The organism is Hydrogenovibrio halophilus DSM 15072, assembly GCF_000384235.1.
In the GTDB taxonomy this organism is placed as follows: Bacteria; Pseudomonadota; Gammaproteobacteria; order Thiomicrospirales; family Thiomicrospiraceae; genus Hydrogenovibrio; species Hydrogenovibrio halophilus.
On record NZ_KB913033.1, the window covers coordinates 1,460,004 to 1,482,151 of the forward strand.

Sequence of the window (22,148 nt, forward strand, 5' to 3'; positions counted from 1 at the left end):
TGTGAGACAACGACAGGTGACTGTCCGTAAAGGTTCGTTGTACGGTATAATCGAAAAAGTTGTATAGGCAGGGGGCAGCGATGCAAGCGATTGAATTTGAAACGGATGTGACTGGTGAATACATTCGTATTCCTGAGTTTGAAAAACTGAAAAACCGTCACGTTAAAGTGATTGTATTGTCAGAAGATTTGCCTGAAGAGCCGCCGATTTCCGCTGCGTCAAAGCAGCGTCAGCCCGCCAGGGTACCAGACGCAACGTTTTACGGAGATGTGTTTGATACGGTGCCAGCCGAAGTTTGGGAAAATGCATGATGCTGGTTCTGGATACACACATTTGGTTGTGGTGGATGACTGAACACGAACGTTTAAAACCGGAGTGGCAAGAAAAGATTGAATCGGCTGACAGGGTGGGTGTGAGTGCAATCAGCTTGTTTGAGGTGGCCTGGCTTGAGCATCGTGGGCGAATTTCTCTTGGGTGTGAGTTGCATTGGTGGTTTGAACAAGCGCTTCAAGCGTCTGGTATCGAACTCTTGCCCATCACACCTAATGCCGCCATTACGGCGGTTTCGCTTCCAGAGCATCACAGTGACCCTCAGGATCGGTTGATCATAGCCACAGCGCTTGAGCATCAGGCGGAGCTTTTGTCAGCAGATGGAAAATTCAAGCTTTATCAGGCGCTGGAAGGCGTACTCATTTCTTGAGTGCTCTGATGCTGTAGATGTCGTAGCGGGTGTTGGGGCTTTTGATGGCGGCATGGGGGGCGGGGCCTGCCAGTGATGGCGCGCCTTTGGGACGTTTGACCACGACGCGCTGAATGGCGGTATTGAGCGCGGCGGCCAGTAAGGCATCGCTGTCGGTGTCCGCCCCGGCGAGGTGCTGCAACAGCTGCATGCCTTTTTTGGCGGCGGCGGTTTTGTTGGTGTGCGGGTACATGGGGTCGAGATAGACCACCTCAAATGCCTGCTCCGTTCTCTGGTTGTTCACCCTTTCATTCATCCACTGGCTCGCATCGGCGTGGATCACGTGCATCCGTTGTGTGGTCTCGGCCACGTTCTCATCGTTTTCTGCGCGTTTCAGCCCGTCTTCGATCAATGCGGCCATCACCGGCAAGCGTTCCAACAGAGTGACATCGCATCCCAGTTGCGCGATCACATAGGCATCATTGGCCAGGCCAGCGGTGGCGTCCAATACACGCGGCAACGCCTCCGGCTGTTTGCCCAGAATCGCGCGTGCCAGCGGTTGGTTTTTGCCGCCACCAAATTGCTGGCGATGGGCTTTCTGACCCGCCAGAAAATTGATCTGAAAAGGGGGCGTGCCAGGCGGTTCGGGCGGGGTGACGGCCAGCGTCAAGTCGTCGCAACCGGGGGTATCCGTGTCACTCAGCCAGTCGATTTGAAAGCCCTGTTGTTGCGCCGGTTCGGGCAGGGTGTCCATCAACGATTGCGAAAAGCACCAGGCCTGGTAACAATGTGTTTTTAACCAGGCCTGGTCAACGGGGGCCGGGGATTTTTTGGCGCGCCTTTTCAACGGGCTTATTGCTCCTGGTAGGAATGCTCGCCAAAGCCGAAGGTTTCGGTGACGTAATCGATGTCCTTGTCGCCGCGCCCGGACAGGTTGATCAGAATGGTGCTGCCGGGGTTGTCCTGGCCGTATTTCATCGCCCAGGCCACCGCATGCGCGCTTTCCAGCGCCGGGATAATGCCCTCGGCGCTGGAAAGTTTGTAGAAGGCCGCGAGGGTTTCGTCGTCGGTCACGCCCTGATAGTTGACGCGGCCGGAGGTCTTTAGATACGAGTGTTCCGGCCCCACGCCCGGGTAATCCAGGCCCGAGGCGATGGAATGCACCGGGGCCGGATTGCCGTCTTCGTCGGACAGCAGCATGCATTTGAAACCGTGAATCATGCCCGGTTTGCCATAGGTCATGGTGGCCGAGTGTTCGCCGATTTTGGTGCCTTTGCCCAGCGGTTCGATGCCGTTGAGTCCGACGTGTTCGTCTTCCATGAACCCGGCAAACATGCCCAGCGCATTGGAGCCACCGCCGACACAGGCACCCACCTGATCGGGCAGTTCGCCCACCATGTCCAGAAACTGTTCGCGCGATTCGTGCCCGACCACCGACTGAAAGTTGCGCACCATCATCGGGAAAGGGTGCGGCCCCACCACCGAGCCGATGGCAAAAATGGCCTGATCGGTCTGTCCCAGATAGGATTCAAAAGCCGAATCCACCGCTTCTTTGAGACTGCGTCCGCCAAAGCTCACCGGTACCACCTGCGCGCCGAGCAGTTTCATGCGGGTGACATTGGGCGCTTCCTTGGCAATGTCGATTTCGCCCATGTGGATTTCGCACTCCATGCCAAAATAGGCCGCCGCCGTGGCCAGCGCCACCCCGTGCTGACCGGCGCCGGTTTCGGCGATCAGTTTGGTTTTGCCCATGTGTTTGGCCAGCAGCGCTTCGGCCATGCAGTGATTGAGCTTATGCGCGCCCGAGTGGTTGAGGTCTTCGCGCTTCATATAAATGTGCGCGCCCACCTCTCGGCTGAGGTTGTGTGCATAATAGACCGGCGTGGGGCGGCCCTGATAGTGTTTGCGAATGTATTTGAGTTCGTTGATAAAATCGGCGGAGCGTCCCAACGTCAGATAGGCTTGGTTGAGTTCGGCAAAATGCGGTTCGAGTTCCGGTGGCAGAAACGCGCCGCCGAACTCACCGAAGTAACCCTCTTGGTTGGGAAAGTCTTTTAAATACCCCATCTTCGCTCCTGTGGTTGTGTTGGCCGATGACATTGGGTGTATTTTAATAGAAAATGGGCCTCATGGATATGGAGAGTCTCATACAAAGAGCTTATGGAATGAATCAATGACCAGGCCTGGTAAAAAATGACCCAGAATATCGTCAAAGTCGCGGTGCCTGGCCCCTTTTTAAGCCCGATGGATTATGACCTGCCGGCGGATCTGTCGCCGCAGACGCTGCAACCGGGGATGCGGGTGCGGGTGCCGTTTCGGGCCAAATCCCAGCTGGGACTGGTGATGGCGCTGGCCGATCACAGCGACGTGCCCGAGCACAAACGCAAAGCGGTGGAAGCGGTTTTGGATGAGCAGCCGTTGCTGTCGTCCACCGATCAACAATTCTGGCAGTGGCTGAGTCATTATTATCATCAACCGATCGGCGAGGTGGTGGCCACGGCCTTGCCCAAACGATTGCGACAGGGAGAACCGGCAACGCCTGCCGGTACCACGGCCTGGCGCTTGACTCAGGCCGGTCTGGCTGCGGAGGCGGACATTTCGCCCAGAGCCCACCAGCAAACGGCCTTGTGGCAACAGCTGAAAAAAACCGAATCCGATCCCATGACTGCGCAGGCATTGAATCAGGTTCTGACCAACTGGCGTCCGGCGTTGAAACGGTTTGAAAAACAGGGCTGGGTGGAAACCGTGCAGGTGTCCTGTCTGGCCGGGCAGCGACCTGCGACAAAGCCCCACCAAACCAATCCGATCCTGAACCCGGAACAACAGGCGGCGGTGGATCAGGTCGACAGAGTGGCGCAGAGCGGCGAGTTTGGCGCCTTTCTGCTGGAAGGGGTGACCGGCAGCGGCAAAACCGAAGCCTATCTGGGCATGATCGAGCGGGTGATTGAGAGGGGCCGACAGGCGCTGGTGCTGGTGCCGGAAATCGGGCTGACGCCGCAGACGGTGGCGCGATTCGAAGCCTATCTGGGGCAGCCGGTGGCGGTGATGCATTCGGGGTTGAACGACAGCGAGCGCCATTGTGCCTGGTCGGCGGTGCGTCAGGGTGACGTGGCGGTGTTGCTGGGCACGCGCTCGGCGTTGTTTACCCCGTTTCAGAATCTGGGCCTGTGCATTCTGGACGAAGAACACGATCTGTCTTTCAAACAGCAGGACGGGGTGCGTTATTCGGCTCGCGATGCGTTGGTGCGCCGCGCCCATCTGGAACAGGTGCCGGTGGTGCTGGGCTCGGCCACGCCTTCGCTGGAAAGCCTGCGCAATGCCGATTTGGGCCGCTATCAGTCATTGCATCTGACCCAGCGGGCGGCCGGGGCCAGCATGCCCACTTTGAAGTTGCTGGATGTGCGCGGGGCCGCAGAAACCGCCGGGGTCAGTGATGCGCTGATGACGGCGATGGAAGCGCATTTGAACGCCGGGCATCAGGTGTTGCTGTTTTTGAACCGGCGCGGGTTTGCGCCAGTGATGATGTGCCACGATTGCGGCTGGCAGGCCCAGTGTGCCGATTGCGATGCCAATATGACCTGGCATGCGGCCAGTCGCCTTTTGAAATGCCATCACTGCAATGCCCAGTCGCCGCCGCCGTCGGCCTGCCCCAATTGCGGCAGCGTGCATTTTGCCAAGATCGGGCAGGGCACCGAGCAGTTGGAAGCGGCGATGCGCGAGCGCTTTCCCGACAAAAGTCTGCTGCGGATTGACCGGGACACCACCCGGCTGAAGGGACAGATGCAAAAGCTGACCGATCAGGCACGGGCCGGTGACGCTGACATTCTGATCGGCACGCAAATGCTGGCCAAGGGCCATCATTTTCCCAAAGTGACGCTGGTGGGCATGATCGACCTGGATCAGGGTTTGTTCAGCTGCGATTATCGTGCCGCCGAACGCATGGCGCAATTGGTGATTCAGGTGGCCGGACGGGCCGGACGCGGCGAACAGGCAGGCGAAGTGCTGATTCAGACCCATCACCCTCAGCACCCATTGCTGACTCGGCTGGTGGAGCGGGGGTACGGCCCGTTTGCCGAGGCGGCGCTGCGGGAACGGGAAGCGGCCGATCTGCCGCCTTTTTCCCATCAGATTCTGATCCGGGCCGAATCGGTGGAGGCGGGTGCGGCTGAGGCATTTTTAAAGGCGGTTAAAAACGGCCTGAACTCTGCTAGAATGCCAAAACAGCCAAGTGAAACCGGCGCTTTCGAATGGCCCGATCAACGCCTTTGGGCGGCCGGGCCGGTGGTGGCCCCGATGATGCGCCGTCAGAAGCGCTGGCGATACCAGTTATTGCTTCAGGGCGACCATCGCGGACGCTTGCACAGCTGGCTGGCTCAGGTGGAGTCGCAGTTTTACACCCATCCGCTGGCGCGCAAGGTGCGCTGGTCCATTGATGTGGACCCCCAGGAAATGGTATGACAACCATTCAGCTTCCCTTCATACAGGAGAAACACCATGTCCATGTTCATCAAGTTTTTCAAGGCGCTCAATGCCAATCAGCACCCGGGACAGATTGCGCTCTCGTTTGTGCTGGGCATGATTCTGGGGCTGACGCCTTTGTTGTTTCCACACAATCTGCTGATTCTGCTGTTGGTGTTTCTGCTACGGGTCAATCTATCGGCGCTGCTGGTGGCGTTTGTCTTCTTTACCGGTCTGGCTTATCTGTTTGATCCTCTGTTCGACCGGTTCGGTTACTGGCTGTTGCATCTGCAAAGCCTGCAAACGTTGTGGACCGATTTGTACAATCAGACACTGTGGCAGTTGCTGTCATTCAACAACACCATTGTCATCGGCAGCGTGGTCTTTTCCGTTCTGATCAGTGTGCCGGCCTTTTACGGCTTTCTGGTGCTGGTGCGGTTATATCGACGCCGTTTTCTGGAATGGGTTCAACGCTTTAAGCTGGTGCGTATGTTGCGGGGGGCCGAAGGGGCCAATGTGATCGGAGGGATGTTGAAATGAACCAGACACACACGCCAGACACGACAAATCAAACCGACGCCGACATGGATCAAACCACCCCTTCCGAGCAGGGCCAACCAACCATGTCAACCGAGCCAACAAAACCGACCAAATCAGGCAAACCCACCAAGCCGCCAAAAGGCTGGGTTCGCTGGTCCGGGCTGGGCTGGTTTGCTCTGGTGTTTGCTCTGGTATTCACCGTGGTTTACTGGGTCGGCACCTGGGCACTGAAAGAACAACTCGAGCATTATGCGTCCAAAGCCTGGGGCGCGAAGGTCGAAATTGGCAATATTGACATCGGCATTGCCCCGATTCGACTGGGGCTGGACGACCTTCAGGTCACGGACCCGGACAAGCCAATGGAAAACCTGCTGGAACTGGAACGCATCAGCGCCTCGTTGAGTCTGTTTCACTACATTGGCGGGCGAACGGTGATCGAAGATCTGGTGCTGACCGAATGGGCCATGCACCAGCCTCGCCAAACCTCCGGTGCGCTGGAAGAGGTGACACCGGTTTCCAGCGAAACGGCGATTCGCAAGGCGTCGGGTGAGGCCGCGTCAGAAAAAAAGAGCGGACTGGCGATGCCGGACATGGCTTTGCCCGATCCCCAGGCCATTCTGGAACGCGAATCCCTGCAAACGCTGGAAAAAGCGCGCGAGATCGAACAGGACATCAACGACCTGAAGCAGGCCTGGTCAGAAGTGCAACAGCAGCTGCCTTCACAAGACACTCTTGCCCAGTATCAGGCCCAGTTCAAGCAACTGTCTGACGGCAAAGTGTCGTCCCCGGCGGACATTCAGAAACGGGTTTCGGAATTTCAGCAGCTCAAGGAAGAAATGGAAGCCAAGCGCGATGCGTTGAAAAAGGCACGCGATTTGCTTGGTGAACGCTTGCCGAAACTGAAAGCGGATATGGCCTCACTGAAAGACTTGCCACAGCAAGATCTGAACCGTCTGATGAGCAAGTATTCGCTGGACGGTCAGGGCTTGTCGAATGTGACCTATCTGTTGTTCGGGCCACAGATTCGGCAATACACCCAGACGGGGCTGGACTGGTACCAGAAAGCGCAGCCGTTTATTGCCCGGTTGAGCAAAATGCTGGAAGAACGCGAAGCTCAGGCCGCCGAGCAGGGGCCGGAGCGGATGCTGGGTCGCGAAGTGAATTTTGCACTGAAGGACCCGCAGCCGGACTTTATCATCAAGCGCATTACCGCCTCGGCCAATATCGACTGGGGGCGGGTGGTGGCCCAGGTGAATCAGGTCACGTTTGATCACCCGACCACCAAACTGCCGGTGCGGTTTGAGGTGGCGGCCACGCCGGCCTCTCAGCCGAATGCGCTGATTGTCAAAGGTACCAGCAGCTTTGTGGACCCGGAAGCGCCGGTGAATCAGGCAAGCTTTGACTGGTCCGGGTATCAGCTGAAAGACTGGCAACTGGCCAAAGACGATACCTTGCCAGTGGTGATGAAAGAAGCCACCAGCACCATTCGGGGCAAAGTCAGCCTGACCGGGCTGACGGAGGTGACGGCCGATGTGTCGCTGGCCTATGACAAGGTGGATTTTGATCTGAGCCAGACTCAGTCAAAGCAAGTGGCGCGCTACATTGCGCCTTTGTTTGATAAGGTGACGGCCTTTACGGTGGACACCGACATTCAGGGCAGTGTGTTTGCGCCGTCCCTGTCGGCCACCTCGGATCTGGACCAGGTCTTGTCCGGGGCCTTTAAACAGGTCTTTCAACAGGAAATGGCACAGGCCAAAGGCCAGTTGAAAGAACGGATTCAGGCGCAAATGCAAGGCAAGCTGGGACCTTTGCAAGGGCAACTGGATGGCTTGCTGGATTCGCAAGCATCGGTTAATGGTGACTTTTCCGATGTGCAGTCGATTATGCAGACCAATCTGGAAAAACAACTGCAAAGCCGCTTGAAAGACGAAGCAAAGAAAGCCGCCCAGGACAAAATCGAAGACAACGTGGGCGATCAACTCAAAGGCCTGTTTGGCCGTTAATTTTAAAACTAGCCCGGAAATTTCATGAATTTGCGCCAATATCGCGCAGGCAATTGTTTTCACAAGGAAATTTCTGAAGGAGTGTCGTATCAACGATTACGGCCGACTGAAGAAATATTTCTTGTGGAATCAAGGGGCAAGCGAGATGCTGCATCATTTATGAAATTTCCGGGCTAGAACTCGCCCGCTGAAAAAGGAACGCGTGTATGTCGGATTCATCTTATGTGACCCAAAAGCAATACCCTATCCCCGAAGGGGACGTGCTGGTCTCCGAGACGGATCTGCAAGGGCATATCATCTATGCCAATCAAGCGTTTATCGATGCAAGTGGAAGAACTTGGCAAGAGTTGAAGGGCGCGCCGCACAACATTGTGCGCCACCCGGATGTGCCTGCGGTGGTCTACAAAGATCTGTGGACAACCGTTCTGGCCGGTCGGCCCTGGCACCAGTATGTGAAAAACCGCTGTGCCAATGGCGATCATTACTGGGTGGAAGCCAATGTGGCCCCGGTGGTGGATCACGGCAAGACCATCGGTTTCAAGTCGGTACGCAATCCGATTGGCCCGGAAGAAATTGCCGCCGCCGAGAAAGCCTATGCCGACATTCGTTCCGGCCGCAAAATCATAGAAAACGGGGCCTTGCGTTCTCCCTGGTCGATTCGTCTGGCCAGATGGAGTCCGTTGCCGCAAAAGTCCATTATGGGCAAAATGATCATTCCGTTGATTGTGATGGCCATTGTCTGGAGTGTGGTTTTGCAGATGTATCTGCAGACCGTGGCCGACAATCTGTATCAGGGGGCGATGCAGGACCGCAGTGAACTGCTGATCAAAAACCTGAATTCGGAGCTGGATGGTCGCAGCCAGATTGCCCTGACCAATGCGGTGGGCATCGCCGGGAATTCGGCGGTCATTTACGGGCTCTATGACAACCAGGAAACCGTGCTCTGGCAGATTGTCAATGTCAACTACGAGCAGTATGTTGAGCGTGCGGACATGGAAGGCATCGGCATTGCGATTTTCGATGGCGAGTTAAAACAGGTCGCCGCCAGCGGGGTGCCGATCGGGCTGGAGACCATGCCGAATGAGCCGATCACGCGGATCGAATTTCAGGACGAAGGCAGTTTTCTGCAGGCGGTGGTGCCGGTGCCTTACGGCGACAAAACCATCGGTGCGGTGGTGGTGAGCCTGCCGATGACACAGATTGCCGAGATCGAGGAAGAAAACAATCATGGCTATGCGGTGCTGCAAAAAACCGTTCAGGGCTTTGAACTGATGCCCGGTTTCGACAGTCCGATGTTGTCGGACTACCTGAAAAAAGTCGATCTGTCCAAGCTCGTTGAAACGGGGCTGATGGATCTGGACGAACAGATCATGGCGGCCGAGCCGATTCGGGCCTCTGACGGCGAACAGGTGCGCGGGCTGCACGTCATTTTTGAGCCCAAAGACATTCTGGAGCAGTTGCTCAGTGACACCTACTTTATGATTTATGTGGCCCAGGGCGCGATGGCGCTCGGCTTTTTCCTGCTGCTGGTCCAGGTGTATTGGCGTACTCACATGTTTGTGCTGGACCCCTTGCGCGCCTTTACCCGCAAGCTGGGCATTGCCGCGGACGAAGGCAGCATGTCTGCGCGGGTGGATGTGGTCAGCAACGATGAAATCGGCAAAATGGGGCAGAGTTTCAACAAGTACCTGACCTCGGTGCAGCATTTGATGATTTCGGTTTCCGATATGATCGATGGCATGTCACACGGCAATCTCAAACACCGGATTGTGGCCGATGCCAAAGGGGACTTGGGCACGGTCAAGCATCAGGTCAATGCCTCGGCCGACAGCATTCAAGGCATCATCGAAGAAATTGAAAAGGCGATCAAGGCATTGAATGCCGCCCAGTATGATTTCCGCTCCGACGCCGAATTTGAAGGCGATTTCGGTGAAATGATGGCCGATCTGCAGACCGCCATGCGCAGCACCCACCAGGCCGTGACCGGCATCAACCAGACCATGCGGGAACTGGCGGAAGGCAATTTCGGTGCCCGCTTGAACATGGATTTGCAGGGCGAGCTTTCGGGTCTCAAGGACAATGTGAATGCGTCGCTCAGTCAGCTTGAAGCCGGAATGAATTCGGCCGTGGATGTGCTGGTGGCTCAGTCCAAAGGCGACCTGACCCAGCGGATGCAGGGCCAGTACGAAGGCAAGCTGGCGACCATGCAGTCGTCACTGAATCAGTCACTGGACAAAATGAGCGCCGTGATTGACGAGCTGATGCTGGCATCGGAAACGGTCAATCAGGCCGCGTCGAAAATTGCCGAGGAAAGCCAGTCTCTGACCGAGCAGGAGCAGGCGCAGGCCAGAACCCTGCATGACACCGTTGCCTCGATGGATCGGGTGACCGAGACCGTGCGACACAATGCCGGCACCGCCGGACAGGCTTCGGAGCTGGCCGATTCGGCCAAAACCCAGGTGGACGATGGCGCGGCCATCATGCGCCAGACCAGTGGCGCGGTGAAGGAATTGGCGGAATCCAGCCACAAAATTTCCGACATCACCGGGCTGATCGATTCGATTGCGTTCCAGACCAACCTTCTGGCACTGAACGCCGCGGTGGAAGCCGCCCGTGCCGGCGAAGCCGGACGCGGTTTTGCCGTGGTGGCGGGCGAAGTCCGCTCTCTGGCCGGCAAGTCGAGCGAGGCGGCCAAAGACATTCGCCAGTTGATCGAAACCAGTGTCGAACAGGTCACCCAAAGCGAAAAACTGGTCAAACAGACCGAAGAAGCCTTTGAAAACATCCGCAAGGTGATTGTGGACGTTCATCGCTTTATTCGCGACTTTGCAACGGCCAACCATGAACAGACCGCCAGCGTGGAGCAGATCAACCACACCATTGAGGGCGTGGGTCAGACCACGGAACGCAATGTGCACAGTGTGGAAGAAGCGGCCCAGGCGGCGGAAACCTTGCGCCACGAAGCCGAAAACATGCAACAGCAGGTCAGCTTTTTCCAGACACGCGGCACGCGTTTGTCCGTGTCGGATCAGCGGAAACCGGACTCGAAAAAGTGATGCCGGGCAAGCCGTTTGAGGGGCTTTCTGCCTTTTTGACCAGGCCTGGTCAAAAAGGCCTTTTCAGATTGGGCGGGGCGCTGGCTCTGCTGGTGTTACTGACCGCTTGTGGCCGCAGTGTCAGCATTCAGATGCTGGAACCGGCCAAAGTCACTCAGGCCGGGCAGATTCGTCAGATTGCGGTCATGCCGCTCAAGCAGGATCGCATCGGCTTGACCGAACGTCTGGAAGCGGCGCTGGCCCAAAGCCGGGTCGAAGGCGAGCGCTACTTTACCTTGGTGGACCGTCGCGACCGTGATCAGGTTCTGGCCGAGCAGCGCTTTCAGCACAGTGGGCTGATGGAACCGGACGAACTGGTGGCACTGGGCGAGTTGATCGGGGCCAGTGGTTTGATTTCGGGCCGCATCAATCAGGCCGACAGCAACGACGAACGTTATTACGAAGAACGCATTCGTTGCCGCGATGAAAAATGCCAACACACCTATCTGGCCCGGGTCTGGTGCACCGCGCGCCAGATGCATCTGAGCGCCAGTCTGCGGGTCACGGACGTGGCCAAAGCCGAAATTCTGCACGCGCAAACCTATCAGACCAGTCGCAAATGGCAGCATTGCCGTGACAGCGCCAGCACTCTGCCCACGCGCGGCCAAGGCCTGCAGCAATTGGCCGATGAACTGGCCGAGCAGTTTGTGCGCGATCTGACCCCGCATTACCGTCAGCAGTCGGTTGAACTGCTGGATGATCCCGCCATGGATTACACCCGCGAGCAATCGGCTCAGCTCGACAGCGCACTGGCCTTTATGGAAGCGGGCCGCTTTGATCGGGCGCAATCGCTGCTGACCCAGTTGCTGCAAAGCACCGGGCAGCGTTCCTATGTGGCTGCGTACAATTTGGGCGTTGCCCACGAAGCCCAGGGCGACCTGACAGCGGCGCAGGCATTGTATGAAATGGCGGATGCGCGTTTGGCCGAACCGGTCGAGGCCGTCAATGCGGCCTTGATCCGAATCGATCAGGCCATCGAAAAACAGGCGTTGGCGCAAAGGCAGTTGCACAATGGCGACCAAGATTCGCCCTGACCGACCCGGTCGCGCTTTTGGCGGGGCAGGTGGCAGGCCGTTTCTGATCCCGGTTTTGATTCTGAGCGGATGGCTGAGCGCCTGCCAAACGACGCCTGCTTTGGTTGACGGCTCATCCACAGAGTCATCGCCGAATGCCTCCGCTGAAGCCGCCCCGCCGGATTGGCTGGTCCAGCCGCCCGCGGACACGCCCACGCATTTTTATGCTTCGGCCCAGGCCAAAACACGGGAAGCGGCTCTGGAACAGGCTTTGGCAATGGTGGTGCGCAAAGTGGCCGTCACCGTCACCTCCCAATTCGAATCCCGTCAGGAAGTCTGGCAGGGTGCCTTTGACTGGCAGCGCCAGCACAGCGAACAGACCCTTCATTTGCAAACTCCCACCCTGACGGTCACGGGTCACAAAGTGATCGATGCCCAGACACGCCCCAATGGCACCGTGGCCTTGCTGGTCGAAGTTCATCGTCGGGACTGGTACCAGTCGCTTTCCTCTGATCATCAGGCCCTGAAGCAGGCCTGGTCAAATCAGGTCCGCCCGCCCAGTGATGTCACCAACCTGGAACAATGGATGAAACAGGTTCCGGTGCGGCTTTCGGTCCGCGCCCAACTGGCTCAGTGGTGGCAGCGGTCGCAATACCTGGCCGCGATTTCCCCCGCGCATGACCCGGCATTGGATCACGCATTTGTGCAGACCTGGCAGGCCGACACCCAGGCCTTGCTGGCGCAGCGTCCTTTGCCGGTGATGGCCCTGGGGGAAGCCGCCCCGGCACTGCAGTCCACTTTGCGCCGATCTCTGGACAGTGCGCTGTCAAACCTGAACATTCAAACGCGCTGGCTTGAGCATCGTCCAGTGCATCCTCCAGCGTCTTCCGATGCGCTGGCGGGGCTGGTGGTCGAAACGCGACAGAGCCAGACCCAGGCGCAAGGCTTTGAGATACACAAACTGATTGTGACGCTGAACTGGCAGACAGCGCAACAGACACTGGCCACGCACACACTCACGTTGAGCGGTCGCGGTCTGGCCGGGCGCCATCAGGCGATCAACGCCCTGCAAAAGCGTTTGCGCGAGACGCTGGCCCGTCCGTCCGCATTGCAGCCTCTGTGGTCAGCGGCTTTTGAACACTGAAGACTCATGGTAGGATAAAAACACATCGCGTTCTTTGTTTCGTGAAAGGACGCAAATCATTTGGATTGTCTGGATCGTCTATGAAGCAGTTGTATCTGGTGTTGTTGAGTGTCCACGGCCTGATCCGTGGACGGGATCTGGAACTGGGGCGTGATGCCGACACAGGCGGGCAGACCCTGTATGTGTTGGAGCTGGCGCAAGCCCTGTCGGAACGCCCCGAAGTGGCAAGAGTGGACCTGATGACCCGGCGGGTGGTCGACGACGACGTCTCCGACGACTACGCCCAGCCGATTGAACGGGTGTCAGACAGTTTCCATATCGTGCGCATTGACGCCGGACCGGACGAATACCTGCCCAAGGAACAGCTCTGGGATCATCTGGATGCCTTTGTTGACAACGCCTTTTCCCATTTCAAAAACCAACGTTTTTATCCACACCTGATTCATTCGCATTATGCCGACGCTGGTTACGTGGGCGACCATCTTTCCAGTCAATTGGGGGTGCCGCTGATTCATACCGGCCACTCTCTGGGGCGGGTCAAACGAGCGCGCTTGCTGGCCAGTGGCCTCAGCGCCGAGCAGATCGAAGACGAATACAATATGTCGCGGCGGATTGAGGCCGAAGAAATGACGCTGGCCGTGGCCGAACGCGTGATCACCAGTACCCGTCAGGAAATCGAAGAGCAATACGCGCTTTACGACTATTACCAGCCCAATCAGATGCGGGTGCTGCCGCCCGGCACCAATCTGGAAAATTTTCATCCGGTGGAAAAAGAGGGCATTGATCATGCCTTTCGTGATTATCTGGCCCGGCCACTGGTGGAACCGGACAAACCGATGATTCTGGCCTTGTCGCGCCCGGACCGGCGCAAAAACATTGTGTCGCTGGTGGAAGCCTATGGCCAGTCTGAGTGGCTGCAGGACCACGCCAATCTGGTGATTATCGCCGGCAACCGCGACGACCTGGAAGACATGGACGACGCCACGGAAAAGGTGTTTGTTGAATTGTTTCTGGCGATGGACCGTTACGATCTGTATGGCAAGGTGTCGCTGCCCAAACACCACCAGCGTGATCAGGTGGCGGAAATTTATCGCATTGCCGCCGTCTCCGGCGGTGTGTTTGTCAATCCGGCACTGACCGAGCCGTTTGGCCTGACCCTAATCGAAGCCGCCGCCAGCGGCCTGCCACTGGTGGCCACCGAAGACGGCGGGCCGCGCGACATTCTGGACAATTGCCACAATGGCTATCTGGTCAACCCTCTGCTGCCGGACACCATCGCCCGGGCGATTGAAAAGCTGTTGAAAGACCCGGAACTGTACGCGCAGAAAGTCGAAAACGGCCTCAAGGGCGTGACCAAACATTACGCCTGGCAGGCCCATGCCGAAAGCTATCTGGCATTGATCAAGCCGCTGGTCAAAAACAACCAGCGGCTTGAGCGTCCGCCGATGGCGCGCCGCAAAGGCCTGTATCACGACCGGGCTTTTGTGACCAGTCTGGATCAGAACCTGATGGGCGACAGAGAGGCGGTCAAAACCCTGATGCAACGCCTGAAAATGCATCGTCAGAGCACGCTGTTTGTGATCGCCACCAGCCGTCGCTGTGACTCGGCGCTGCAATTGATGAAAACCTATGGCATCAGCGAACCCGATGTGCTGATCAGCAGTGCCGGCACCGACATTCGTTATGCGCCCAACCTGACCAGTGACCAGGCCTGGTTAAAACACATTGACTACCAGTGGACGCCGCACCGGGTGCGCGAGGTCATGGCTGAGCTGCCGGGCCTCAAACGCCAGCCCAGGCTGGAGCAGAGCGATTTCAAGCTCAGTTATTACATCGACCTGAACAAAATTTCGCCCGACCAGATCAAAAAGTCCCTGTACGAAGCCGAACAGTCGGTGCATGTGCAGTTGTCGTTTGACCATTACATCGACATTCTGCCGATCCGTGCGTCCAAAGGGCTGGCGTTGCGCTATGTGATGGACCGCTGGCAGGTGCCGTTGGCCAAAACCTTTGTTGCAGGCGGCGCAGGGGCCGATGAGGACATGATGCGCGGCAATCCGCTGGCGGCGGTGGTGGCCAATCGTCATCACGAAGAACTGTCGAATCTGTCAGAGATTGACCGGATTTATTACGCCGAATCGGCCTTTGAAAAAGGGATTCTGGAAGCGCTGGATTATTACGACTTTTTTGGCGAATGCGTTGATCCGAGAGAGGTCGACGCCGAGAGCGAAGCTGGGAACGAAGCCAGTAACAAAGCCAAAAATGACCTCAGCGGGGACAAGGCATGAGCGTGTGGGAACTGTTGCTGGCCTGCGACATGGATCAGACCGTGATTCCCAATGGCAAAGCGCCGGAAGCACCGGGCGCCCGCCAGCGTTTTGGGGATTTCTGTGCCGACGACAGGGTGCAGTTGGTGTATGTGACCGGGCGTGACATCGGTCTGGTGGAAGTAGCCATGGCCGAATACCATCTGCCGACGCCTGAGTTTGTGATCACCGATGTCGGCGCGCAGATGTATGCGTATGATCCCCAAACTGGCCCCAAAATTTTGCCAGACTGGCATGCGCATCTAGCCCAGGGGTGTCCGCCCGAGGCATTTGCGCGGATTGATCATCACCTGAAAGCCTGGGAGTTGTTGCAGCCACAGGAAGCCGAGCGCCAGAAAACCTTCAAACACAGCTATTACGTTGAACCGAGCGCCGACATGCCGCCTCTGGTGCAGGAAATCAAGGCCCATCTGGCGCATTTGGGTTTGCCGGTGAGCGTGATCTGGAGCTTTGACGACGCCAAAAATGTCTGGTTGCTGGACATTCTGGCGCGTGAGGCCAACAAGCTGGATGCGTTGTTGTTTTTGTGTGAGCGTCAGGGCATTGGCCGCTCCGAGCGGGTGTTTGCCGGCGACAGCGGCAATGATCTGGCGGTGATGGAAAGCGAACTGGCGTCGGTGCTGGTGGCCAATGCCACCGATTCGGTTCGCGCGGAGGCCAAACGCCTGGCCGCCAAAACCGGGCGTGAAGCCAGCCTGTATCTGGCCGAAAATTGGGGCGAAAACCTGGGTGAAAGTGACCTCGACCATCGTTGCGGCCATTATGCCGATGGGGTTTTGCAGGGCGTGTGGCAGTTTGTGCCTGCCGCCAGACCCCTGTTGACGCAGATCGGGGCGGATTTCTCATGGATGGAATAGGACGCACACGAATCATTCGAAAAACACGGAACACACAATGAACGGAGGCGCGCAATGTGGCACGGGGATGTAAACGCTCAACCCTTGGTGATTTTCGGTGAAGTGCTGTTTGACTGCCTGCCGGATGGGCAGCAGTTGTTGGGCGGCGCGCCGTTTAATGTGGCCTGGCATACCCAGGCGCTGGGACTCAATCCCAAACTGGTCAGCGCCATTGGTCAGGACGCGATGGGCGAGCAGGTGCGCCATGCCATGCATGAGTGGGGACTGGCTCAAACGACCGTTCAGACCCACGATGACTTGCCAACCGGGCGGGTCAATGTGTCGCTGGACAACGGCCAGCCCAGCTACGACATCGCGCACCCGGTGGCGTATGACCGTATCGACCCGGTGGATGTGTCCGAGGTAAACATGGACCCCATGCATCATGGCCATCAGGGCATTTTGTATCATGGCACCCTGGCCTTGCGCGATGCGCACTCCCGTCACGCGCTGGAGCGTTTAAAATCCAGCGCCGATCTGGCCATTTTTGTGGACGTGAACCTGCGTGCACCCTGGTATGATCTGGCGCTGGTTCGTGGCTGGCTCAAGGACGCCGACTGGGCCAAGCTCAACGACGAAGAGTTTGCCGAACTGGCAGGCGATCTGGATCAGCTGGCTTCGGACCCGGCCAGCGCGCTGGAAGAATTCAAACAGCGTTTCGGCCTGCAAAGGTTGATTGTCACCCTGGGCGCGAAAGGGGCGCTGGCGATGGACGAAACCGGGCAGTTGCACCGGGTCACACCACCGCCGCTGCCCAGTGACCGGATCAGAGACACCATCGGGGCCGGTGACGCCTTTACCTCGGTGGTATTATTGGGGCTGATGCACGAATGGGGCTGGATGGAGACATTGCAACGGGCGCAAAACTTTGCCAGCCAGATCGTGACACTGGACGGGGCCTTAAGCTCGGACCCCAATTTTTACCAGGCCTGGTTAAAAGCGCTTTGACGCCACCCGAACCCACCTGACCCCTTTCAAATTCCAAAAAGAACAGACGGACTGACTATGTACGAACCGGTTGCACACTCATTGCTCAACGACATTCTCAATCGCATTCGCCCGGAGATTTACAAGGAAGATCTGCGCCATTTCTATACCCGGCTGGGCGCCAACTTTTATGCGATTCATTCCCTGTTTTACCGGCTGTATGGCCACCGCAAAGACTTTGACGAACAGGCTCAGAAGCTGGTCGAGACCATGGCGATGCAATACATCGAGCGGCCGGAACCCTTGCGTGAAAGCGACATTGAGCGTCAGGACAATCACAACTGGTTTTTGCATCAGAAATGGGTGGGCATGGCGCTTTATGCCCACGGCTTTGCTGATGACCTGAACGGGGTGCGCGAGCATTTGCCCTATCTGGAATCGTTGGGGGTGAACATGCTGCATGTGATGCCGATCATGCAATGCCCCAAAGGCCACAGTGATGGCGGCTATGCGGTGAGCGACTTTCGGGAGATCGATGAGCGCGTGGGCACGCTCGAAGACCTGGCGCATTTGAGCTACGACATGCGTCAGAATGACATGCTGCTGGTGCTGGATGTGGTGCTCAATCACACCTCGGACGAACACGAGTGGGCGCAAAAAGCCAAGGCGGGCGACCCCGCTTATCAGGATTACTATTACACCTTCAGCAACCGCAATGTGCCCGACATGTTCGAACAGAGTCTGCCCGAGATTTTCCCGGAAAACGCACCGGGCAACTTCACCTGGGACGACGAGATGAAGCGCTGGGTGATGACGGTGTTCAATGACTACCAATGGGATTTGAATTACGCCAATCCCGCCGTGTTCATTGAAATGCTGGATGTGATTCTGTATTGGGCCAACAAAGGCGCCGACATTGTGCGTCTGGATGCGGTGGCCTTTCTGTGGAAAAAAATCGGCACCGCCTCGCAAAACGAACGCGAAGCGCATTTGATTCTGCAGTTGATGAAAGACTGCTGTCAGGTCACCGCACCGGGCGTGCTCTTTATCGCCGAAGCCATAGTGGCGCCGAGTGAGGTCGCCAAATATTTCGGCGAAGACGCCGTGATCGCCAAAGAATGCGAAATTGCCTACAACGCCACCTTTATGGCCCTGATGTGGGACGCGGTCGCCACCAAAAACGCGCGGCTGCTCAATCAGGGCATCAAAAGTCTGCCGTCCAAGCTGGACCGCGCCACCTGGCTCAATTACGTGCGCTGTCACGACGACATCGGCCTGGGCTTTGATGACAGCGACATCGCTGCCGTGGGTTATGATCCGGCCGGGCACCGCCGCTTTCTGGTGGACTACTTCACCGGTCAGTTTGAGGATTCCCATGCTCGGGGTTTGCCTTTCGGGCAGAATGCCAAAACCGGCGACACCCGTATTTCCGGCTCATTGGCGAGTCTGGTCGGGCTGCAATTTGCCATGGAGCAACAGGATGAGCGGGCAATTGACCACGCCATCGCCCAGATTTTGCTGCTGCACGGCTTAACCCTGTCTTACGGCGGCATTCCCTTGCTTTATTATGGCGACGAAGTGGGCACCATCAATGACGACGCCTACCTGCAGGACCCCTACAAAATGGAAGACAATCGCTGGGTGCATCGCCCGATCATCGATTGGGACAAGCTCGAGCGCCGCGACCAGGTCGGTACGGTCGAATACCGGATTTTTCACGGCTTGCAGCAACTGATTGCCGTGCGTAAGGACATCGAGGTGTTTGCCGATTTCAACAACCGCTCCCTGATCGAAGTCGACAACCCCCACCTGTTTGTGTTCGAACGCTACGACCTCCACCAAAGCCGTCACAGCGTGCTGGTGGTCGCCAACTTCCATCCCGAACCGCAACACCTCGACATGAGTCAGGTTGGCCCCCACTGGCAATTGAGCGGCTACCAGCGCATCGAAGACCAGATCAGCGGCCATCAGCCCGATGTCTTCGGCGACAACCTCATCGTCCCCGGTTTCGGCCAATACTGGTTAACAAGAATCGGCTGATCAAACCACCAGGCCTGGTGATTTGATCGACTGACTTGGAAGAAAACTGGTAACACTTAAAGTTATTAACGAGGTGGGTTAATATGTTGGTAATATGATTATCTCTTATCGATGTTCTGATACCGAAGCTTTGGCAAATGGTCAACGGGTTAAACGTTTTGTTCAAATAGAGACTGTGGCTCGCCGAAAATTACGTCAATGACAGATCGCAGCCCAGCTTGAAGATTTGCGTGTACCGCCCGGGAATCGTTTAAAGAAACTCAAAGGCAGCAGAGAGGGCTATTACAGTATTCGCATAAACGACCAGTTTCGGATTTGTTTTTCTTGGCACGAAAATGTGGCTCAAGATGTTGAAATTATTGATTATCATTAAAGGCATTCATTCGGGAAGAGGGAAAGATGGAACAAGTATTAACACCAGTCAGCCCAAGAGAAATTCTTCAGGAAGAATTTTTGACTCCCATGGGCATTTCAAAATATCGTCTGGCAAAAGAAATTCATGTGCCGGCGCAACGGGTTGGTGACATTGTCGCTGGCAAACGCGCCATCACGGCAGACACGGATTTACGGCTTTGTCGCTTTTTCGGCTTGTCGAAGGGGTATTGGCTACGGGCACAAGTCGAGTACGACGCAGAAAAAGCCGAAGGGGAGCTTGCCAGCGTGATCGCGGAAATAACACCGATGAGTCAAAACCCAAGATACGCATCGGACGTTCAGCTGAAAGTGGATTAAGGGGGGCTCGATTTGCCTTTCAGCGTTCTGTGTCTGAACAAAGGGACTTGCGCGTTTTGTGCTTTGATTCATGCTATTGTGATGGCAGAAGATTTTTACACTCGGCCTGACTCAAAAGACATTTGAGTGAGCGAATTCACCAACACTTTGGAGTGCTTCATGAAACAGTTACTTTCCCCGATCCAGATAGGGCGCACGGATTTGTCCAATCGCATTTTCATGGCGCCTTTGACTCGCAGTCGTGCTCAGCCTCAGGGCAATGTGCCGGGGGATTTGAATGTGACCTATTACACTCAGCGCGCCAGTGCGGGGCTGATTGTGACCGAGGCGACGCCCGTTTCCCAGCAGGGTCAGGGATATGCGTATACGCCCGGCATGTATACCGATGCGCAAGAGGCCGGTTGGAAAAAAGTGGTCGACAGTGTGCACGCCAAAGGCGGTCACCTGTCATTGCAGTTGTGGCATGTGGGGCGCATTTCCAACACAGAAGTACAAGCCAACGGGGCTGCGCCGGTTGCGCCTTCCGCCATTCAGGCGGAAAACAGCCAATGCTCGGCGCCGGTGGAAGGTGGCAGCTTGAAAATGGTGCCTTGTGCCATGCCCCGAGCGCTCAAAATCGATGAAATGCCCGGCATCGTGGCACAGTATCGCCAGGCCGCCATCCGTGGTCTGAATGCGGGGTTTGATTTTTTTGAAGTGCATTCGGCCAATGGCTATCTGCTGCATCAGTTTTTGGCGACCCACACCAACCAGCGCACGGATGACTATGGCGGAAGCCTGCCAAACCGGGCGCGACTGGTGCTGGAAGTGCTGGATGCGGTGATTGAGGCGGTGGGCAAGGACAAGGTTGGGGTGCGTTTGTCCCCCAATTTTGTGGCCCACGACATGAGCGATGACGAATCCGAAGAGATGACGCTGTATCTGGCGCGTGCCTTCAGCGAACGCGGCATTGCTTACCTGCACATTGCCGAACCGGATTGGGCCGGTGGTGACCCTTTGACCGATGCTTTCCGCTCCGCGTTGCGCGATCAATTTGCTGGCGCTTTGATTTTCTGTGGCAACTACGATGCCGACAAAGCGGAAAAAACGCTGTCCAGCGGCGTTGCCGATGCGATTGCGTTTGGCCGGGCGTTTATTGCCAACCCGGATCTGGTTGAACGCATCCGGGAAGACGCCGAACTGAACCCGCCCAATCCGGACACTTTTTATGGCGGCGGCGCAGAAGGCTATACCGATTACCCCTTTCTGGAAACATCGTCGGAAAAGTAACCCCGTTTTCCGTCATGGCTGACCATTGGGACCGTTTTTGTTTGCCGATGACGTCGTACAACGACGTCTTTGGCCTCATTAAGGGAAAGTGATCCATGCGTGCTCTTTACTACCCGGACAGTCGCAACACCGAAGGCCTTCGCTACAAAATCTTTCACATTGTGTTTGGCTGCCAGCAACGTGCTTCCATTGTGTTTGATGTGCTGCTGGTGGTGGCCATTTTGCTCAATGTGGCCATTTTGATGGCCAATTCGATCAGCGATCTGCATGCCGATCATGGCCAGACATTTTTTCAGGTGGAATGGTTTTTTACGCTGCTGTTTACGCTTGAATACGGGGTTCGCCTTTGGGTCGTGCGTGACCCGCTGCGTTACGCCCGCAGTTTCTATGGGGTGATCGATTTACTGGCGATTTTGCCGACCTATCTGGCCCTGTTGTTTCCGGAAAGTGCGATCCAGTCTCTTGCGATCATTCGAATCCTGCGAATTTTAAGAATTTTCGATGTGCTACACATGCATCGCTATCAGCGCGAAAGCAGCGTTCTGGTGGACGCCTTTGCCAGCAGCTGGCGCAAAATCCTGGTGTTTCTGATCGGAGTGATCACCATCATCACGATTTTTGGTGCGCTGCTGTTTGTGATCGAAGGCCCCAAGCACGGTTTTACCAGCATCCCGACCTCCATGTACTGGGCGCTGATCAGTGTGTCGACGGTGGGCTATGGTGACATCACTCCGGTGACGCCTTTCGGTCAGTTCATTGCCTCCATTCTGGTGCTGATCGGTTACGGCATCATTGCCGTGCCGACGGGCATTTACTCGGCTCAGGTTATTCAGTCTTTGCGCAGTCAAAAAGACGGGCGCGCCTGTCAGCAGTGTGGCTTGACCGGGCATGACCCGGACGCCAAATTCTGTCGCCAGTGTGGTCATGATCTGACTCCCCAGGACAAAGACGTTGAGAACCAAGAAAGCGAGGAAGGCGCGATGGAAAAAGCGCGCCCGTCAGGCTGACTGTTCTGGTTTCAGCAA

General features: G+C 56.7%; 18 protein-coding genes. 16 read left to right on the forward strand and 2 right to left on the reverse strand.

Going from position 1 to position 22,148, the window contains the following annotated elements; genetic code table 11:
• The first annotated feature begins 80 nt into the window (after nt 1-80).
• Together A377_RS12155 and A377_RS0107140 are read left to right on the forward strand one after the other, a co-directional pair.
• A complete protein-coding gene (locus tag A377_RS12155) occupies nt 81-311 on the forward strand; it encodes a hypothetical protein (protein ID WP_019895566.1) in 231 nt (76 codons plus the stop codon).
• Nucleotides 308-700, forward strand: coding sequence for a type II toxin-antitoxin system VapC family toxin (locus A377_RS0107140; RefSeq protein ID WP_019895567.1), 393 nt, complete (start codon nt 308-310; stop codon nt 698-700). The genes A377_RS12155 and A377_RS0107140 overlap by 4 nt, the downstream gene beginning before the upstream one ends.
• Here A377_RS0107140 and A377_RS12160 read toward each other — a convergent pair.
• Both A377_RS12160 and trpB read right to left on the reverse strand, forming a co-directional pair.
• Complete coding sequence (locus A377_RS12160) at nt 690-1,526, reverse strand: class I SAM-dependent methyltransferase (RefSeq protein WP_019895568.1); 837 nt, start codon at nt 1,524-1,526, stop codon at nt 690-692. The two genes, A377_RS0107140 and A377_RS12160, sit on opposite strands and share 11 nt — an antisense overlap.
• Before the next feature lie 5 nt (nt 1,527-1,531).
• A complete protein-coding gene (trpB, locus tag A377_RS0107150) occupies nt 1,532-2,746 on the reverse strand; it encodes a tryptophan synthase subunit beta (RefSeq protein ID WP_019895569.1) in 1,215 nt (404 codons plus the stop codon).
• Nucleotides 2,747-2,872: 126 nt separating this feature from the next.
• Here trpB and A377_RS0107155 point away from each other — a divergent pair, with 126 nt between their 5' ends.
• From A377_RS0107155 to A377_RS0107220, 14 genes are all read left to right on the forward strand, one after another.
• Entirely contained in the window at nt 2,873-5,137 is a 2,265-nt protein-coding gene (locus tag A377_RS0107155; RefSeq protein ID WP_019895570.1) for a primosomal protein N', read from the forward strand.
• A 36-nt stretch (nt 5,138-5,173) separates the two neighbouring features.
• On the forward strand, nt 5,174-5,677 hold the full coding sequence (locus A377_RS0107160; RefSeq protein WP_028485347.1) for a TIGR03546 family protein: 504 nt from the start codon (nt 5,174-5,176) through the stop codon (nt 5,675-5,677).
• Nucleotides 5,674-7,680, forward strand: coding sequence for a TIGR03545 family protein (locus A377_RS0107165; protein WP_019895572.1), 2,007 nt, complete (start codon nt 5,674-5,676; stop codon nt 7,678-7,680). Before A377_RS0107160 ends, A377_RS0107165 begins: the two co-directional genes overlap by 4 nt.
• A 206-nt stretch (nt 7,681-7,886) precedes the next feature.
• The gene (locus A377_RS0107170; RefSeq protein WP_019895573.1) at nt 7,887-10,736 is read left to right on the forward strand and encodes a methyl-accepting chemotaxis protein; all 2,850 of its coding nucleotides are present in this window, start codon (nt 7,887-7,889) and stop codon (nt 10,734-10,736) included.
• A 68-nt stretch (nt 10,737-10,804) separates the two neighbouring features.
• Nucleotides 10,805-11,809 (forward strand): DUF6340 family protein, encoded by a 1,005-nt coding sequence (locus A377_RS0107175; RefSeq protein WP_028485348.1) that lies wholly within the window; start codon nt 10,805-10,807, stop codon nt 11,807-11,809.
• On the forward strand, nt 11,787-12,932 hold the full coding sequence (locus A377_RS0107180; RefSeq protein WP_019895575.1) for an LPP20 family lipoprotein: 1,146 nt from the start codon (nt 11,787-11,789) through the stop codon (nt 12,930-12,932). Before A377_RS0107175 ends, A377_RS0107180 begins: the two co-directional genes overlap by 23 nt.
• A gap of 80 nt (nt 12,933-13,012) precedes the next feature.
• Complete coding sequence (locus tag A377_RS12165) at nt 13,013-15,220, forward strand: HAD family hydrolase (protein ID WP_019895576.1); 2,208 nt, start codon at nt 13,013-13,015, stop codon at nt 15,218-15,220.
• Nucleotides 15,217-16,116: an HAD family hydrolase gene (locus A377_RS0107190; protein ID WP_019895577.1), complete on the forward strand. Its 900-nt coding sequence runs from the start codon at nt 15,217-15,219 to the stop codon at nt 16,114-16,116. Before A377_RS12165 ends, A377_RS0107190 begins: the two co-directional genes overlap by 4 nt.
• A 54-nt stretch (nt 16,117-16,170) precedes the next feature.
• Nucleotides 16,171-17,103 (forward strand): PfkB family carbohydrate kinase, encoded by a 933-nt coding sequence (locus A377_RS0107195; protein WP_019895578.1) that lies wholly within the window; start codon nt 16,171-16,173, stop codon nt 17,101-17,103.
• Between the two features lie 57 nt (nt 17,104-17,160).
• Nucleotides 17,161-19,122, forward strand: a complete 1,962-nt coding sequence (locus A377_RS0107200) for an amylosucrase (RefSeq protein WP_019895579.1) — start codon at nt 17,161-17,163, stop codon at nt 19,120-19,122.
• 205 nt (nt 19,123-19,327) lie between these two features.
• Entirely contained in the window at nt 19,328-19,495 is a 168-nt protein-coding gene (locus tag A377_RS13275; RefSeq protein WP_281168814.1) for a type II toxin-antitoxin system RelE/ParE family toxin, read from the forward strand.
• Between the two features lie 26 nt (nt 19,496-19,521).
• A complete protein-coding gene (locus A377_RS0107210; protein ID WP_019895581.1) occupies nt 19,522-19,854 on the forward strand; it encodes a HigA family addiction module antitoxin in 333 nt (110 codons plus the stop codon).
• 159 nt (nt 19,855-20,013) lie between these two features.
• Nucleotides 20,014-21,123: an alkene reductase gene (locus A377_RS0107215; protein ID WP_028485350.1), complete on the forward strand. Its 1,110-nt coding sequence runs from the start codon at nt 20,014-20,016 to the stop codon at nt 21,121-21,123.
• Nucleotides 21,124-21,218: 95 nt separating this feature from the next.
• Nucleotides 21,219-22,130, forward strand: a complete 912-nt coding sequence (locus A377_RS0107220) for an ion transporter (RefSeq protein WP_019895583.1) — start codon at nt 21,219-21,221, stop codon at nt 22,128-22,130.
• Nucleotides 22,131-22,148: the final 18 nt, after the last annotated feature.